This is a genomic window from Rathayibacter sp. RFBD1 (genome assembly GCF_002932915.1).
Taxonomy (GTDB): domain Bacteria; phylum Actinomycetota; class Actinomycetes; order Actinomycetales; family Microbacteriaceae; genus Rathayibacter.
This window is the reverse complement of record NZ_PSWQ01000008.1, coordinates 1-16,184: the sequence shown is the minus strand read 5'-3', so window position 1 is coordinate 16,184 and position 16,184 is coordinate 1. Positions and strand designations below refer to the sequence as shown.

Sequence of the window (16,184 nt, the reverse complement as noted above, 5' to 3'; positions counted from 1 at the left end):
GAGGGCTACGCCTGGACGAGCACGAGCTCCTCGAGGGGTAGGCGGGTGCGCGGCGCGGTCTCGCGCTCGCGGAGGGTCTCGTTCGCCAGCGCGTCGGCGTCGGCCGCGACTCCCACCGCGGCGATCGTCACCGGGTCGAAGCGCTCGTCGACGCCGAACGCGGCGCGGACGGCGTCCTTGTCGAAGCCGGCCATCTGGTGCACGTGCAGGCCCTCGTGGTGCGCCTGGACGCTGAGGTGGGCGATCGACTGGCCGAGGTCGTAGACGGCCCAGGGGCGCGGCTTCCCCTCGGAGTCGACGGTCTCGGCCAGCGCGACGACCAGGACGGCGGCGGAGCCGGCCCAGGCGCCGTTGAAGCCGGCGAGCGTCGCGACGATGCGGTCGAACTCGTCGGTTCCGCGGCGGGCGACGATGAAGCGCCACGGCTGCGAGTTGCTGGCGGACGGGGACCAGCGCGCGGCCTCGAGGAGGGACGCGAGGGTCTCGTCGGAGACGGTCGCGGTCGCGTCGTAGGAGCGGGGGCTCCAGCGCTCCGCGAGGACGTCGAGGATCGGGGCGCTGGTGCTGGCGGTGCGGGAGGCGGTGGCGGACATCGCGGGGCTTCTTCCGTGCGGGGGACTGGGGGAGGGGCTCCGTCGCCCGTGGAGCCCAACCGTCCCCGCCCCGCGGGCATTCCCGCGCGCGCACGGCAGGCGCCCGCGCGCGCGTTCGCCCACGGAGGAGCGGGCCGCCTCCGAGCCCCGGAACGGTACGGTGGGAGACGGCGTGGTCACCCCGCGCACCACCATCCACGACTCTGGAGGATCATCCATGGCCCAGCACTTCGACGTCGTCGTCCTGGGGGCAGGCCCCGGCGGATACGTGGCCGCGATCCGCGCCGCCCAGCTCGGCAAGTCCGTCGCCGTCGTCGAGAAGCAGTACTGGGGCGGTGTCTGCCTCAACGTCGGCTGCATCCCGTCCAAGGCGCTGCTGCGCAACGCGGAGCTCGCCCACCTCTTCCACACCCAGGCGAAGCAGTTCGGCATCTCGGGCGACGTCTCGTTCGACTTCGGCGCGGCGTTCGACCGCAGCCGCTCGGTCGCGGACGGCCGCACCAAGGGCGTCCACTTCCTGATGAAGAAGAACAAGATCGCCGAGTTCGACGGCGTCGGCTCCTTCACCGGTCCGCAGGGCCTCGACGTGCAGCTGAGCAAGGGCGGCACGGAGTCGCTGACCTTCGACGACGCGATCATCGCGACCGGCGCGAGCGTCCGCCTCCTCCCCGGCGTCGAGCTCTCCGAGAACGTCGTCACCTACGAGACTCAGATCATGACCCGCGAGCTCCCCGACACGATGGCCATCGTGGGCGCGGGCGCGATCGGCATGGAGTTCGCCTACGTCCTCAAGAACTACGGCGTCGACGTGACGATCATCGAGTTCATGGACCGCGCCCTCCCCAACGAGGACCCGGACGTCTCCAAGGAGATCCAGAAGCAGTACAAGAAGCTCGGCGTCGAGATCCTGACCTCGACCAAGGTCGAGTCGGTCGTCGACAAGGACGGCTACGTCACGGTCACCTACACCGCGAAGGACGGCACGCAGTCGACCCTCGAGGTCGACAAGGTGCTCATGTCGATCGGCTGGGTCCCCCGCACCGAGGGCTTCGGCCTCGAGAAGACGGGCGTCGAGCTCACCGAGCGCGGCGCGATCGCGATCGACGACCACATGCGCACCAACGTGCCGCACATCTACGCAATCGGCGACGTCACCGCGAAGCTCCAGCTCGCGCACGTCGCGGAGGCGCAGGGCGTCGTCGCCGCCGAGACCCTCGCCGGTGCCGAGACCCAGACCCTGGGCGACTACCGGATGATGCCGCGCGCGACGTTCTGCCAGCCGCAGATCGCCTCCTTCGGCCTCACTGAGAAGCAGGCGACGGACGAGGGACACGAGATCACCGTCTCGACCTTCCCCTTCATGGCGAACGGCAAGGCCCACGGCCTCGGCGAGCCCACCGGCTTCGTGAAGCTCATCGCGAGCAAGAAGTACGGCGAGCTCCTCGGCGCCCACATGATCGGCCCGGACGTCTCGGAGCTGCTTCCCGAGCTCACGCTCGCCCAGAAGTGGGACCTCACGGCGACCGAGCTGGCCCGCAACGTGCACACCCACCCGACGCTGTCGGAGGCGCTGCAGGAGGGCTTCCACGGCCTCAAGGGGCACATGATCAACATGTAGGGCTCGTCCCTCCACGGCCTCCGGCCCGCAGGATCCCGCTCGGCTCGTCCGCGGCGGATCCTGCGGGCCGGAGCCGTCTCCGGGGGCGTCCACAGGGCTCCGGCGCCGCTCCCGCTACCGTGGCCCGATGGATCCGCGCCTGCTCGACCGCCTCGCCGCCGACGCCTGGCCCGCGCTCGTGCGGCGCCCCCTCGGCGCCTGGGAGCTGCGCGCCTCCGCAGGAGTCACCAAGCGCGCGAACTCGGTGCTCGCGTCCGGCGACGTCGTCGACCAGGAGGCGGCGCTCGACGCGGCGGAGGCGTTCGCCCGCGAGCACGGGATCGCGCCCCTCGTGCAGATCGGGCCGCCGAGCCCCGCCGGTCTGACCGGGCTGCTCGCCGAGCGGGGCGCCGCGCCGATCGACCGGACGCTCGTGCTGACCGTATCGGTGCAGGAGGCGCTCGCCGCCCTGCCCACGACGTCGGGATCCCCGCCGTCGCGGTCCGCACCGTCGGGATCCGCACCGTCGAGGCCCGCGCCGCGGCCTCGCGTCCGCCTCTCCCCGGCTCCCGACGAGGACTGGCTCGCCCTCTGGTGGTCGGTGGACGGTCGCGGTGGCGCGGAGGAGCGCGCGGTCGCCGAGCGCATCCTCGCGGGCTGCCCCTCCTCCTACGCTCTCGCCGTCGACGGGGACGGCCCGGCCGCGACCGGCCGCCTCGCGCTCGTCACGGCGCCGGACGGCGAGCTCTGGGGCGGCCTCTTCGCCCTGGCGACCCGGCCGGACGCCCGGCGCCGCGGGCATGCCTCCGCCGTGATCCGCGCCCTCCTCGAGGACGCGTCCGGCCGGGGCGTCGCGCGCTTCTGGCTCCAGGTGCTCGCCGAGAACGCCGGCGCCCGCCGCCTCTACGCGTCCCTCGGCTGCCGCGAGTCGTCCTGGTACGAGTACTGGCGCTGACCCGCTCGCGAAGGAGGAGCGGGGGGCCCGGGTCAGGCGTTCGCGAGCACGGCGCGGGCGACGGCCTCGGCCTTCGACGCGTCGCCGGTGACGGTCACGCGCCACCACACGTCGTCGGCGAGCGCGTCGATCTCGCAGACGCCCGCCGCGCAGCCGGTGAGGGCCTTCTCGCCGAAGCCGTCGAGCGGCTCGAGCGGGATCGCCAGGCCCGAGGTCAGCGAGAGGTTCCGCCAGCCGTCGTCGCCGTTCGGGAGCGCGTCGACCGTCACGCCCGAGTACGCGGCGCTGGAGGCGTCGCTCCAGCTGCAGGAGGCGTACCCGGCCCGGGCGGCGGCAGCGGCCGACGCGGTGGTCGGCGTCCCGGTCCCCGTCCCCGCGGTCGCCTGCGCGAGACCGGCGGCACCGGACAGCTGCTCGGCCGTCAGGACCTCGGTGCAGACGGGCGCCGTCGCGGTGACCGGCTCGTCGAGGGTGCCGAGCGCGGCGGAGGCGGTGCCGGTCGCCAGCGCGGCGAGGTCGACGGCCGCGGGGGCGCCGCGCAGCTGCAGCGTCACCCAGGTGGCGCCGGCGAGCAGGTCCAGGTCGCAGCTGCCGTCGGTGCAGGAGCCGTAGGCCTCGACGCCGGTCTCGAGGCGCGGGCCCGGACGGCCGGCGAACGCCTCGGCGGCGTCGTCGACCGCGGCCGCGGTGATCGAGGCGTCCTCGTCGTACCAGGCGCAGCGGAGCACTCCGCCGTTCTCCTCCGCGGCCTCGCGGATCAGCTCGCCCGAGGAGCGCGTCGTCACCTCGCGGCTGCCCTCGAGAGCGCTGCGGGAGACTCCCAGCGCCGAGGCCGCCCGCGTGGCGGGGAGGAGGGAGTCGCAGCCCAGGCGGGTCGAGGCCGTGGGCGAGGGCGTCGGAGTCGCGGAGGGAGTCGGAGCGGCGGTCTCGGACGCCGACGGGGTGGCCGCGACGTCCGAGCGCTCGGCCGACGTGCAGCCCGTCAGCGCGACGAGAACGGCGAGCGCGGCGGCGACCGTCGCCAGGCGCGGGAGGCGGGCCCTCACGCGGCCAGCTCGCGCTCGATCGCGGCCGTGAACGCGTCGATGTCGTCCTCCGTCGTGTCGAAGGAGCAGACCCAGCGGACCTCGCCGGTCGCCGGGTTCCAGTCGTAGAAGCGGTAGGCGGTGCGGAGCCGGTCCGCGACTCCGGGCGGCAGCGTCGCGAACACGGCGTTGGCCTGGGTCTGCTGCGTGAACTCGAGCCCGGTGATCCGGCCGGCGGCGATCGCCTCCTCGAGCCCCGAGCGCAGGCGCGCAGCCATGGCGTTCGCGTGCCGGGCCGAGCGGAGCCACAGGGGCTCCTCCTCGCCGCCGTCGCCGAGCAGGGCGAGCAGCTGCGCCGAGATGAAGCGCATCTTGGAGGACAGCTGCATGTTGGTCTTGCGGAGGAAGGTCAGCCCGGTCGAGGCCGCCGGGTCGAGCACGACGATCGCCTCCCCGAGCAGGATGCCGTTCTTGGTGCCGCCGAACGAGAGCACGTCGACGCCCGCGTCGGTCGTGAAGGACCGCAGGGGCAGGCCGAGGGCGGCCGCGGCGTTCGCGATGCGCGCCCCGTCCATGTGCAGCCGCATGCCGAGGCCGTGCGCGTGGTCGGCGAGCGCGCGCACCTCCTCGGGGGTGTAGACGGTGCCGAGCTCGGAGGACTGGGTGATCGAGACCACGAGCGGCTGGGCGCGGTGCTCGTCGCCGAAGCCCCACGCCTCCTGGTCGACCAGCGCCGGGGTCAGCTTGCCGTCGGGCGTGGGGACCGTGAGGATCTTGATCCCGCCGACCTTCTCGGGCGCTCCGCCCTCGTCGGAGGTGATGTGCGCGGTGCCCGCCGAGACGACGGCGCCCCACCGCGGCAGCATCGACTGCAGGCCGGTGACGTTGGCGCCCGTGCCGTTGAAGACGGGGAAGGCCTGGGCCTGCTCGCCGAACTCGCGGCGGAACGCCTCCTGCAGGCGCTCGGTGTAGACGTCCTCGCCGTAGGCGATCTGGTGCGCTCCGTTGGCCGCGGCGATCGCGGCGAGGACCTCGTCGTGCACTCCGGAGTAGTTGTCGGAGGCGAAGCCGCGGACGTCGGGATCGTGCAGAGCGCTCATCCCTCCATCTTCGCAGCCCGCCACCCGGAGGAGCCCCGGAGGCGCCCTCCGAGACACCCCTCCTGCCTCCCGCATGTTTCGGGCAGGTGAACGGACGACGACCCGAAAGCCGATCTCCGTCAAGAAGTTGGTATCGGCTGGGAGGCAGGCCACTCTTGACGTATGCGCATGGACACGACGGGAGCTGTCCGCGACATGCCCGCCCCTCCCGGGGTGGACGAGATCGCGGCTCGCTTCGGCGATCCCGTCCTCGCGTTCGCGCCCCAGCCGAGGCTGGAGGAGTTCGCCGCGGCGCAGACGAGGGCGCTCGGCCGCTTCGTCGAGATCTCGCTCTCGTACTCGTTCTACAAGAACCCGCGCAACCGCGCCGACCCCGTCAACCACGTCCCGCTGACCCCCGAGCAGAAGCGCGCGATCGAGCGCGCCGAGAACGACCACCTGCCGCCGTGGATGGTCGACCAGGTGACGCGGATGCGGTACCCGGTGCTCTGGGAGGCGGTCCGCACCTCCGTGCCGATCCCCGCCGAGCGCAGCCGGCCCCTGGAGTCCCGCCTCGCGGCCCACATGGGCGACGTGCTCCGCAACACCTTCCCGGGCCGCGTGCGCAGCCGCCGCGGCGGGATGCCGGTGGTCGCCGCCGCCCTCCGCGACGAGGACGTCGTGCGCGGCGTCCCGGTGATCGTGGACGGGGAGGCGCTGCGCGGCTACCGCGTGGACACCGACCCGGACGTGGTCGCGATCGGCGCCCGCGTCGACGGCCGCTACATGACGGTCGTGCTCGACCGGAAGATCGTGCCGGAGATCCGGATGGAGTTCGTCCGCCGCACCCCGCCGCGCCCGGCCTCGAGCCAGCCCCGGCGCTGACCGCCCCGGCGTCGAGCACCTCCGAGCCGTCCACCACGGTGCCGACCGCCCGGCCCACCGCTCAGGGGCGCCCCGGTACCGCGATCCCGTGCTCGTAGGCGAACACGACCGCCTGGATCCGGTCGCGCACGCCGAGCTTCATCAGGATCTTCGAGACGTGCGTCTTCACGGTCGCCTCGCCCACGAACAGCTCGGCCGCGATCTCGGCGTTCGACCAGCCCCGCGCCAGGTGCACGAGCACCTCCCGCTCGCGGTCCGTCAGGTCGGCCACTCCGGAGTGCTCGGCCGCGGCCGGCGTGTGCTCGGGCACGGACGCGAACCGCTCGATCACGCGCCGGGTGACGTCGGGGGCGAGCATCGCGTCGCCGCGGGCGACCACCTGCACGGCCTCGACCAGCTCCTCCGGCGACGCGTTCTTGAGCAGGAACCCGCTGGCGCCGGCCGAGAGCGCCTCGAAGAGGTAGTCGTCGCGGTCGAAGGTGGTGAGGATGAGCACCCGCGAGCACAGGCGCGGGTCGGCCACGATCTCGCGGGTCGCGGCCAGGCCGTCGAGGCCGGGCATCTGCACGTCCATGCAGATCACGTCGGGGCGCAGCTCGGAGGCGCGCTGCAGGGCCTCGAGCCCGGTGCGGGCCTCGCCGACCACCTCGATCCCCGGCTCCGACTCGAGGATGATGCGGAAGCCCACGCGGACGAGCTCCTGGTCGTCGACGAGCAGCACGCGCACGTGCTCGGTCATGGGCGGCCCCCGCTCGCTCGCTCCTGACGCCCCCGCGACGTCTCCGACGACGGTACCGGGTCGTCGGCGTCCGGCACGCTCGCCCGGACGGGGGACAGCGGCACCCGGGCGTGCACGAGGTACCCTCCGCCCCTCGGCCCCATCTCGATCCAGCCGCCGACCGCGGCCGCGCGCTCGCTCATGCCGGTGTGCCCCAGTCCGCAGGAGGCGGGAGCGCTCGGGTGCGGGCCGGACCCGCCGTCGTCGGCGATCTCGAGCTCGACCGCGTCGGGGGCGTAGCGGAGGCGCACCTCGGCGTGCGCGCCGCGCCCCGCGTGCTTGCGGACGTTCGTGAGCGACTCCTGCGCGATGCGGTAGAGGCTGAGCCCCACCGTCGCGGGGATCTCGCGGGGCGTGCCGAGGGTGAAAAAGACGGTGGGCAGGCCCGACCCGCTGGACGCCGCGACCAGCTCCTCGAGCTGGGCCACGCCGCGGGTGGACGCGGCGTCGGTGAGCGGATTCGGGACCGCGTCCTCGGCGCGCAGCGCGACCAGGATGCGGTGCAGCTCCTCGATCGCCGAGCGCGCGTCGCCCTCGATGGCGCTGAGCGAGGCCGCCGCCCGCTCCGGATCCCGCGCCAGCACCCGCCGCGCCGCTCCCGCCTGCACGCCCATCACGCTGACGTGGTGCGCGACCACGTCGTGCAGCTCGCGCGCGATCCGCAGCCGCTCGGAGGACACGGCCTGCCGCGAGGAGCGCTCCCGCTCGTCGTCGAGCTCGGCCGTGCGCGTCTCGAGCGCCTCCAGCCGGCGGGCCGACTGCCACGACGCCTCGCCGAAGACGTAGGCGCTGCCGAAGTAGAGCAGGTTCGAGACGACCGCGAGGGCCGACTCCGCCGCGTAGGGCGAGAGCAGGCCGGGGGAGTCGTCGACCGGCACGGAGCTGCCGAAGTACTCGCCCGTGGCGAGGGTGGTGAGCAGCCAGCCCAGCATCCCGACCGCGATCGCCACTCGGACGACGAGCGCCGTGCGCCGGTTCCGGCCCCACGCGCCGACCGTGTAGAGCGCGAGGAACAGGCAGATCTGGCCGAAGAGCGACTCCGGCACCTGGAGCACGATCCCGAGCGCGTAGACGACGGAGAGCCCGGCCGCCACGCTCGCGGGGAACCGGCGGCGCAGCGCGAGGGGAAGGGTCATCAGGACGGCCCAGTGGGCGCTGACGACGGGGTGCGCCGCGTCCGGGAATCCCGCCGAGGAGTACAGCGCGACGGAGACGACCGTCGCCACCAGCAGGATCCCCGCGGTGACCGCGTCGCGCACGTATCCGGCCCGGCTCGGCGCTCGCCGGATCCAGCCCGCGTCGAGCGGGTCCGCGGCTCCGTCACCTGAGGGCATGCGCCCCACGCTAACCGACGCCGGTCGGACGGGGCCCCGGGAGGCGGAGGAGCGCACCCCGCCGCCTCCCGGGCTCGGCGTCAGTCCCGGCCGGTGATGCCCCGGGTCGAGGCGATGACGTCGCCCATCTTCTTCCCGAGGGCCTCGTAGAACATCGACAGCGGGAACTCGTCGTCCAGCACCGCGTCGGTGAGGCCGCGCGGGGCGCCGAGCAGCACCTCGTCCGGGAGCCCGCGGGCCCAGGCGGAGGCGGGGTGCGGAGTGAGAGTGGCCGCGATCAGCTCGTGCGCGGCCAGCCAGTGCGCCGTCTTCGGCCGGTCGATCGAGCGCCAGTAGAGCTCGTCGATCGCGTCCGAGAGGGCGACGACCACGTCGGCGACGCCGTCCCACTCGAACGCCAGCCGGGTGTCGGTCCAGTGCAGGACGCCGTGCTGGTGCAGCCAGGCGAAGAGCAGCTGGCCGCCGAGGCCGTCGTAGTTGCGCACCCGCGACCCGGTGAGCGGGAAGCGGAAGAGCCGGTCGAACAGGATCGCGTACTGCACGAAGCGCGAGCGCTCGGCCAGCGCCTCCTCCTCGTCGTCGCGGCGGTCGAGCGCGCCGAGGCGGCGCTCGATGGCGACGGCCTCGCGGAAGGCGGTGAGGTCGCACCGCAGCTCCTCCAGCGAGTAGAGGAAGAAGGGCATCCGCTGCTTGATCATGAACGGGTCGAACGGCAGGTCGCCGCGCATGTGGGTGCGGTCGTGGATGAGGTCCCACATCACGAAGGACTCCTCCGCCAGGCGCTGGTCGGCCAGCAGGCGCTGCGCGTCCTCCGGGAGCTCGAGACGGGTGATCCGGGCCGCCTCCGTGACGACGCGGCGGAACCGGGCCGCCTCGCGGTCGGCGAAGATCGCGCCCCAGGTGAAGGACGGGACGGAGCGCATCGCGACGGTCTCGGGGAACAGCACGGCGCTGTCGGTGTCGTAGCCGGCGGTGAAGTCGACGAAGCGCACGGGCACGAAGAGGGCGTTGGAGTAGTCCCCCGCCTCCAGCTCGGCGACGAACCGCGGCCAGACGACCTCGACGAGGACGGCCTCGACGTGGCGGTCGCGGCTGCCGTTCTGGGTGTACATGGGGAAGACGACGAGGTGGCGGCGGCCGTCGACGCGCTCGAGCTGCGGCTGGAACGCGGTGAGCGAGTCGAGGAAGTCGGGCAGGCCGAGGCCGCCGGCGCTCCAGCGCTCGAGGTCGACGACCAGCGCGTCGAGGTACGCGGCGTCGTGCGGGAACGCGGGGGCGAGGGTGCGGACGCCGGCGACGATCCGCTCGACGAGGGCGCGCGCCTCCTCGAGCCGCTCGGGCTCGGCGAGCGAGCCGTCCTGGGACTGGAGCGGCTGCAGCGCGGCGGCGGCCGCCTTCAGGTCGAGCCAGGCGGCGGACTCCTCCACGCGGTCCTCGACGACCTCGGGTTCTCCGACGACGGTGCTCTGCACGGCTTGCGACATGGTGATCCTCCTCACGCTGGTGATACGGGGCTGCAGGAGCGGAACGCGCTCCGACTCCGAGCGTATGGGCTCGTGCGCGCGCTTTTCTTGCGTCTCGGCGGAGCGAAGCGGCGATCTCGCGGGGGCGGGCGCACGTCTCCGCCGCCCCTCGGAGGCCCCGCGGTCAGCGGTTGCCCAGGTGTTGTGCAGGTGCCACCCCCCGTCCGGGGCTAGATTCCTCACCGCTTCCGTTTCCCTCCCCTCATCGGGTCGAAGATGGGGCGACACCGTGTCCGCATCCCGAGTGCGGAGACATCCGATCGGACAGGCGCGCCGAACACCCTGGCGGCGCGCTCGATCGGCGAGCCATCCTGAGAGAGAGGATCGGAGCGCGTGACGGGACCCGAACCCGGAAGCGACCAGAGAACAGCCAGCATCGACCACCACCCCGAGAACCTCCGCCTGCTCCCCTGGCCGCAGGCGGACGCCTCCGTCCTTCGCGACACCCTCGCGCACGCGGGCGGCGGACTCGAGAGCGAGAGCGAGATCCTCGTGCGCCACGACCGCTACCTGCGCGGTTGGGCGGACGGAGACGCGTTCTTCTACGTGGTCGAGCTGGACGGACTCTCCGTCGGCTCCATCGGCTATTGGTACGGCTGCTCGCGCGGCGTCGTCGCCTACGAGGCGGCGTGGAGCATCGCTCCGCACGCCCGCGGCATCACCGCGGACTCCGTGCGGATGCTGCTCGAGGAGGCGGCGGCGTTCCCCGTGCCCCGCTTCGTGCACGCCTTCGTGGCGGAGAGCGACCTGGACGCCGGCGCGACCTGCGTCGAGGCCGGCTTCGACCGGATCGACCTCGTCGAGCAGGGCGAGCCGCCGGAGCTCTACGTGGACTGGGCGTTCGACCTGGCCGCCGTGGCCTGATCAGATCCCGTGGCGCTCCAGCCACGGCCGCAGCACCGCGAGGAACTCCTCGGGGTGCTCGAGGCCGGGCAGGTGCGCCGCGTCCTCGAGCACGTGCAGCTCGGCACCGCTCACCTCGGCGGCGAGGTGCTCGCAGACCGGCAGCGACTCCGAGAGGTCGCGCGCGCCCGCCACGACGAGGGTCGGCACGGCGATCTCCCCGAGCCGCTCGCCCGCCGGCCCGGAGGGATCGACCGGGCGGGGGCCTCCGCCTCGTGGCCGACGCCCGTGAGCGCGAGCTCCCGGACCCGCGCGAGGAACTGCGGAGCCACGTCGTCCGCGGAGCGGTCGGGACCCACGGCCCAGAGCTCCGCCTCGACGATCGCCGCGGCCTCCCGCTCGCCCGCGAGCTCCAGCGCCTCGACCTCCCCGAAGCGGCGCTCCTCCTCCGCCGTCAGCGCGGGGTAGTCGAAGCCCGCCAGGCCCGGGGCGATCACGACCAGGCCGGTCACCCGCTCCGGATGCTCGAGCGCCAGGTCGAGCGCGAGCGTCCCGCCCCGCGAGCAGCCGACGACCACCGCGCGCTCGACCCCGAGGTGGTCGAGCACGTCCAGGGCGTCCCGGCGCGGGTCGTACTCCACGTCCTCCGTGCTCGTTCCGCCCGCGCCGCGGACGTCGTAGCGGACCACCAGCCGGTCGCGCGAGAGATCGGGGACGAGCGGGTCCCACATCCGCAGGTCGGCGATGCCCGCGTGCACGAGCAGCAGGGCGGGCGCGGAGGCGTGGCCGTCCGCCTCCCAGTGGAGGCTCGCGCCGGGGACCTCGAGATGCGGCATGCCGCACACCGTAGGCGCGTCCCGCCGGCGCTGCAACGCCCGGCCACTGCCTAGGGTGGAGGCGCGACAGCGGACGGGCCGCGGCGGGGAGGCGGCAGCGTGGAGGGCGTGCTCACCGGCTTCTCGATCATCGGGGTCGTCATCGCGGTCGGCTACCTGATCGCGCGGTTCCGGATCGTCCCGCCCGAGAGCCGGCTGATCCTGTCGCGGATCGCCTTCTTCGTCACGACGCCGGCGCTGCTGTTCACCGTGCTGTCGCGGGCCGACGTCTCCGTCCTCTTCTCCTCGTTCCTGCTCGTCTCGCTCCTGACGGTGCTGACCGTCGCCCTGCTCTACGTGCTGGCCTCGCGGCTGCTCTTCCCCCGCCCGCTGCCGGAGACGGTGATCGGGACCGCGGCCTCCTCCTACGTCAACGCCAACAACATCGGACTGCCGGTCGCCATCTACGTGCTGGGCGATCCGCAGTGGGTGGCCCCGACGCTCCTCCTGCAGCTGATCGTCCTCGCGCCGACGATCCTGACGCTGCTCGACGTCTCGACGAGCGGGCGGACCTCGGTCGGCGCGATCCTCACGCAGCCGCTGCGGAACCCGATGATCATCGCCTCCGCCCTCGGCCTCGTCGTCGCCCTCACCGGCGTGGAGCTGCCCGCGCCCGTGCTGCAGCCGTTCTCGATCATCGGCAACGCGTCGATCCCGCTGGTGCTGATCGCCTTCGGGATGTCGCTGCGCGGGCAGCGGCCGCTGGAGGCGGGGCCGGCGCGGGTCGAGGTGGTGGTCGCGTCCGTCCTCAAGTCGCTGGTGATGCCGGCGGTCGCGCTGCTGCTGGGGCGCTTCGCGTTCCACCTCGACTCCGAGCACCTCTTCGTGGTGACGGTGACCGCCGCGCTGCCGACCGCGCAGAACATCTTCACCTTCGCCTCGCGCTACGACCGGGGCGTCGCCGTCGCCCGCGACACGGCCCTCGTGACCACGGTCGCCGCAGTGCCCGTGCTCATCGGGGTGTCCCTCCTGCTGGGCTGAGCGGAGCAGCATCCCCGCCTCCCGCTCGGTCCCGGCGGAGGCGCCGGACGGCCCGCGCATCCGCGTCGAGTGTCCCTCGTCCTGGGACGGGGCCGGTGGCGCGGGCCCGGTCGCACTCCGCCGACCGTCGCTTAGGCTCTCTCGAATGAGCACCACCACGTCCGCCGACCGCTCCACCCGCGGCAGGCCGCGCCGCCGTCGCGGCCTCTGGATCACGCTGATCGTCCTCCTGGTCCTGCTGATCGGCGCCGTCGTCGCGGTGCTCCTCGGCGTGCGCACCTACGACAAGGCGATGACCGTCCGCGACAAGCTGACCGAGGCGATCCCGCTGGTGTCGCAGGTGACGGACAGGCTGACGACGTTCGACACCTCCGGGGCGGAGGAGACCGCGGGCCGGATCGCGACCCTCACCGGCGAGGCGCGCGACGAGACCGAGGACCCGGTGTGGCGGGTGATGGAGGTGGTGCCCGTCCTCGGGCCGAACCTGTCCGCGGTCCGCGCCGCGACCGAGATCGCCGACGACGTCTCCGGCCGGATCGTCACGCCGCTCTCCACGACCTCGCTCGACATCCTCAAGCCCGTCGACGGCAGGGTCGACCTCGCGGCGGTCACCGAGCTGTCGCAGAAGATCACCGTCGCCAAGGAGGTCGTCGACGCGGCGCAGACCCGCGTCGAGGGCATCGACCGCGGCCCGCTGGTGCCGCAGGTCGCCTCGGCCCTCGACTCCTTCACTCCGCAGCTGGCCACCGCGACCGCGGCGATGGAGCAGGTCGAGCCGCTCACCGCGATCCTCCCCGACTCCCTCGGAGCGTCCGGTCCGCGCCACTACCTGGTGATGTTCCAGAACCTGGCGGAGTCGCAGGCTCTGGGCGGCGGCGCGTCGTCGGTGATGCAGCTCGACGTCGACGGCGGCGCGATCTCGATCGGCCGTCAGCTGGGCAGCGGCGACTTCCGCGGTCTGGCGCCCGTCACCGTCGACCAGAGCGCGCTCGACACCATCGGCGAGAACATGGCGACGACCTTCAACGTCTCGACCAGCCGCCCCGACTTCCCGACGGCCGCCTCGATCGCCTCGCAGTTCTGGGCGCAGAAGTTCCCCGAGCAGAGGATCGACGGCGTCCTCGCGATCGACCCCGTCGCCCTCTCCTACCTCCTCGGCTCGACCGGGCCCGTGACCCTCACCGACGGCACGGTCCTCACGAGCGAGAACACCGTCTCGACCCTGCTCAACGAGGTCTACTTCCGCTACCCGGAGTCGGTCGTGGCCGAGCGCACCGACGAGTTCTTCTCGGAGGCGAGCGCGACGGTCCTGGGCAAGATCCTCGGCGGGGAGATGGAGCCGACGAAGATGCTCCCGGCGATCGTGAAGGCGGTCGACGAGAGCCGCATCCTCGCCTACAGCTCCGACGCCGACGAGCAGGCGCTCCTCGCGCCCACGCCGATCGCGGGGGTCCTGCCGCAGACGACGACCGACGGCACGACCACCGGAGTGTTCTTCCAGGACGCCTCGGGCGGCTCGAAGATGGACTACTACCTGAGCACGGCGGTCACGCAGTCGAGCGCGGGCCGGTGCGCCGCCTCCGGCGCGGTCTTCACCACCTCCGTCACCGTGACCAACACGATCTCGAAGGCGATCGCTCGGACGCTGCCCGGCTACGTCGCCGCGGCCGGCGGGCGCGGTGCGTACCCCCTGGGCGACTTCGTCACCAACATCTACGTCTACGGCCCTCCCGGGACCACGGTGTCGAGCGCGGCCTGGGCCGACGGCACGGGGTACGGACCCGAGAGCCTCGACGACCTCGGCCGTCCCGTCTCGAAGGTCGCGGTGCAGCTCTCGCCCGGCCAGTCCGAGACGTTCGACGTGCAGTTCAGCGCCGGCGACGCCTCCGGCTTCGGCGACCAGACCGTGCGGGTGACCCCGATGATCAACCCCACCGCGGTGACGCTGAACGACGAGCCCGCCTGCGGCTGACCTCGCCTTCGCGCGCCTCCGGGTCGGTGCTGGACCAGCGCCGAGCACGCCGACCGCTGACGTGCCCCCGGGTCGGTGCTGGACCAGCGCCGACCGAGCCGACCGCTGACGCGCCCCCGGGTCGGTGCTAGACCAGCGCCGACCCGGGGATCGAGCTCGTCACGAGCGAGGAGGCGAGGAACGCGGTGGCGATGCAGAGCACGAACCCGATGACCGGCACGAGGAACGCGCGACGGCCCACGAGGTAGCGCACGACCGTCACGGCCACGGCGATCAGCGTCAGCGCGGGCGGCCCGATCAGCGCGATCGAGACGCCCCAGTCGATCCGGTCGAAGTCGCAGGCGAAGTTCTGGCCCTCGCACTGCGCGGGGAAGACCGAGAGGATCGCGGCGAGGTAGCCGAGCACGATCGTGAGCAGGCCGAGGGCGAGGCAGCCGAGGATCGAGAGCACGAGGTCCCAGCGGCGCCGGCGCGGCTTCCCGGCGGCGATGATCTCGCCCACCGAGCGGTAGGCGTCGGACCGGAACTCGTCGTGCGCGGCTCCGGGACGGGCGGTCGCGGGGCGGGCGGTCGCAGGGCGCGCCGTAGCGGGTCGGGCGGCGGGGCGGGAGGCGCCGGCCGAGGCGGCCTCGGCCCGCGCGCGCTTCTTCTTCGACGAGGCCATGCTCAGAAGATCATCGGGCGGTCGTCGTCGAGGGTCGTCTCCAGGTCGAGGTCGACCACCACCGGGACGTGGTCGCTCGGGGCGTCGCCCTTGCGCTCGTCGCGGTGGATCGAGGCGCCGGTGACGAGGTCGCCGAACGCGGGGGAGCCGAGCACGAAGTCGATCCTCAGCCCCTCGTTGCGCGGGAAGCGGAGCTGCTTGTAGTCCCAGTAGGTGTAGCCCTCGGGCACGAGCGGGCGGACGACGTCGCGCAGGCCCGCGTCCTCGAAGGCGGCGAAGGCGGCGCGCTCGGGGATCGAGACGTGCGTGGATCCGGGGCCGAGGCTCGGGTCGCCCACGTCGCTGTCGAGCGGCGCGACGTTCCAGTCGCCGACCAGGGCGAGCGGCAGGTCGGGCTCGGCGGCCAGCCACTCGCGGGTGCTCGCCTCGAGGGCCGCGAGCCACTCGAGCTTGTAGAGGTAGTGCGGGTCGTCGACCGCGCGGCCGTTCGGGACGTAGAGGCTCCAGACGCGCACGCCGTCGACCGTGGCGCCGATCGCGCGGGCCTCCAGCGGGTAGGAGCCGTCGGCTGCCGCCTCCTTCGCGAAGCCGGGCATGCCCGGGAAGCCGATCTGCACGTCCTCCATCGGCAGGCGCGAGGCGATGCCGACGCCGTTCCACTGGCTGAGCCCGACCATCTCGACGTGGTAGCCGGCGTCGGCGAAGGCCTCGTGCGGGAACTGCTCGGGCTTGCACTTGAGCTCCTGCATGGCGAGGACGTCCACGTCCTCGCGCACGAGCCAGTCGACGACGCGGCCGGTGCGGGCCCGGATGGAGTTCACGTTCCAGGTGGCGATGCGCATCCTGGAAGTGTAGGAGCCGCCGCCGACACGTCTCCTGCGCGTCCTCCGCGCGTCCCGGCGGCCGCGGGCCGGGGGAGTCATCCCCTCGGCGGATTGCGGAACCGGTGTCGGTGGTCGATGGTTGTCTAGCGCCGTCCCGACCGGCCGTTCGTCGTGCCGTCCGGACGCCGCCGCCGCCCGCGCCGTGCGGGCCCGACGGGCTCCCCGGCGCTCCGCGCTCCCCAGCCCGGTCCCCACC

16 protein-coding genes are annotated in these 16,184 nt (G+C 73.3%); 6 read left to right on the top strand and 10 right to left on the bottom strand.

The window, feature by feature from the left end; all coding sequences use genetic code 11:
* Positions 1-5: 5 nt before the first annotated feature.
* Positions 6-593 carry a nitroreductase family protein gene (locus C5D50_RS03455; protein ID WP_104239204.1) on the bottom strand — a complete coding sequence of 196 codons (588 nt, stop codon included), beginning with the start codon at positions 591-593 and terminating at the stop codon, positions 6-8.
* A gap of 217 nt (positions 594-810) precedes the next feature.
* On the opposite strand from C5D50_RS03455, the gene lpdA reads away from it, so the two are divergent.
* On the top strand, positions 811-2,211 hold the full coding sequence (gene lpdA, locus C5D50_RS03450; RefSeq protein WP_104222818.1) for a dihydrolipoyl dehydrogenase: 1,401 nt from the start codon (positions 811-813) through the stop codon (positions 2,209-2,211).
* 127 nt (positions 2,212-2,338) lie between these two features.
* Positions 2,339-3,145, top strand: coding sequence for a GNAT family N-acetyltransferase (locus C5D50_RS03445; protein WP_104282759.1), 807 nt, complete (start codon positions 2,339-2,341; stop codon positions 3,143-3,145).
* Positions 3,146-3,177: 32 nt separating this feature from the next.
* On the opposite strand, the gene C5D50_RS03440 is transcribed toward C5D50_RS03445, so the two are convergent.
* Both C5D50_RS03440 and C5D50_RS03435 read right to left on the bottom strand, forming a co-directional pair.
* Positions 3,178-4,191, bottom strand: coding sequence for a hypothetical protein (locus C5D50_RS03440; protein WP_104282758.1), 1,014 nt, complete (start codon positions 4,189-4,191; stop codon positions 3,178-3,180).
* The gene (locus C5D50_RS03435) at positions 4,188-5,270 is read right to left on the bottom strand and encodes a low specificity L-threonine aldolase (RefSeq protein ID WP_104256598.1); all 1,083 of its coding nucleotides are present in this window, start codon (positions 5,268-5,270) and stop codon (positions 4,188-4,190) included. Before C5D50_RS03435 ends, C5D50_RS03440 begins: the two co-directional genes overlap by 4 nt.
* A gap of 168 nt (positions 5,271-5,438) precedes the next feature.
* Between C5D50_RS03435 and C5D50_RS03430 the strand changes: the two genes are divergently transcribed.
* Entirely contained in the window at positions 5,439-6,134 is a 696-nt protein-coding gene (locus tag C5D50_RS03430; RefSeq protein ID WP_104282756.1) for a hypothetical protein, read from the top strand.
* Between the two features lie 61 nt (positions 6,135-6,195).
* Here C5D50_RS03430 and C5D50_RS03425 read toward each other — a convergent pair whose 3' ends face one another.
* The 3 genes from C5D50_RS03425 to C5D50_RS03415 all read right to left on the bottom strand — a co-directional run bounded on the left by C5D50_RS03425 (position 6,196) and on the right by C5D50_RS03415 (position 9,730).
* A complete protein-coding gene (locus C5D50_RS03425) occupies positions 6,196-6,873 on the bottom strand; it encodes a response regulator transcription factor (RefSeq protein ID WP_104250690.1) in 678 nt (225 codons plus the stop codon).
* Positions 6,870-8,246, bottom strand: coding sequence for a sensor histidine kinase (locus tag C5D50_RS03420; protein WP_104282755.1), 1,377 nt, complete (start codon positions 8,244-8,246; stop codon positions 6,870-6,872). Before C5D50_RS03420 ends, C5D50_RS03425 begins: the two co-directional genes overlap by 4 nt.
* 80 nt (positions 8,247-8,326) lie before the next feature.
* On the bottom strand, positions 8,327-9,730 hold the full coding sequence (locus C5D50_RS03415) for a DUF6421 family protein (protein WP_104282754.1): 1,404 nt from the start codon (positions 9,728-9,730) through the stop codon (positions 8,327-8,329).
* Positions 9,731-10,102: 372 nt separating this feature from the next.
* Between C5D50_RS03415 and C5D50_RS03410 the strand changes: the two genes are divergently transcribed.
* Positions 10,103-10,633: a hypothetical protein gene (locus C5D50_RS03410; protein WP_104260956.1), complete on the top strand. Its 531-nt coding sequence runs from the start codon at positions 10,103-10,105 to the stop codon at positions 10,631-10,633.
* On the opposite strand, the gene C5D50_RS16985 is transcribed toward C5D50_RS03410, so the two are convergent.
* Both C5D50_RS16985 and C5D50_RS03405 read right to left on the bottom strand, forming a co-directional pair.
* The gene (locus C5D50_RS16985; RefSeq protein WP_374955342.1) at positions 10,634-10,747 is read right to left on the bottom strand and encodes an alpha/beta fold hydrolase; all 114 of its coding nucleotides are present in this window, start codon (positions 10,745-10,747) and stop codon (positions 10,634-10,636) included.
* A complete protein-coding gene (locus tag C5D50_RS03405; protein ID WP_104282753.1) occupies positions 10,744-11,448 on the bottom strand; it encodes an alpha/beta fold hydrolase in 705 nt (234 codons plus the stop codon). Before C5D50_RS03405 ends, C5D50_RS16985 begins: the two co-directional genes overlap by 4 nt.
* A 99-nt stretch (positions 11,449-11,547) precedes the next feature.
* Here C5D50_RS03405 and C5D50_RS03400 point away from each other — a divergent pair, with 99 nt between their 5' ends.
* Together C5D50_RS03400 and C5D50_RS03395 are read left to right on the top strand one after the other, a co-directional pair.
* Complete coding sequence (locus C5D50_RS03400) at positions 11,548-12,468, top strand: AEC family transporter (protein ID WP_104222809.1); 921 nt, start codon at positions 11,548-11,550, stop codon at positions 12,466-12,468.
* A gap of 145 nt (positions 12,469-12,613) precedes the next feature.
* Positions 12,614-14,440, top strand: coding sequence for a DUF4012 domain-containing protein (locus C5D50_RS03395; RefSeq protein ID WP_104282752.1), 1,827 nt, complete (start codon positions 12,614-12,616; stop codon positions 14,438-14,440).
* 127 nt (positions 14,441-14,567) lie between these two features.
* On the opposite strand, the gene C5D50_RS03390 is transcribed toward C5D50_RS03395, so the two are convergent.
* Together C5D50_RS03390 and C5D50_RS03385 are read right to left on the bottom strand one after the other, a co-directional pair.
* Positions 14,568-15,104, bottom strand: a complete 537-nt coding sequence (locus C5D50_RS03390) for a hypothetical protein (RefSeq protein WP_104250684.1) — start codon at positions 15,102-15,104, stop codon at positions 14,568-14,570.
* 2 nt (positions 15,105-15,106) lie between these two features.
* Positions 15,107-15,946 carry an exodeoxyribonuclease III gene (locus tag C5D50_RS03385; RefSeq protein WP_104258169.1) on the bottom strand — a complete coding sequence of 280 codons (840 nt, stop codon included), beginning with the start codon at positions 15,944-15,946 and terminating at the stop codon, positions 15,107-15,109.
* Positions 15,947-16,184: the final 238 nt, after the last annotated feature.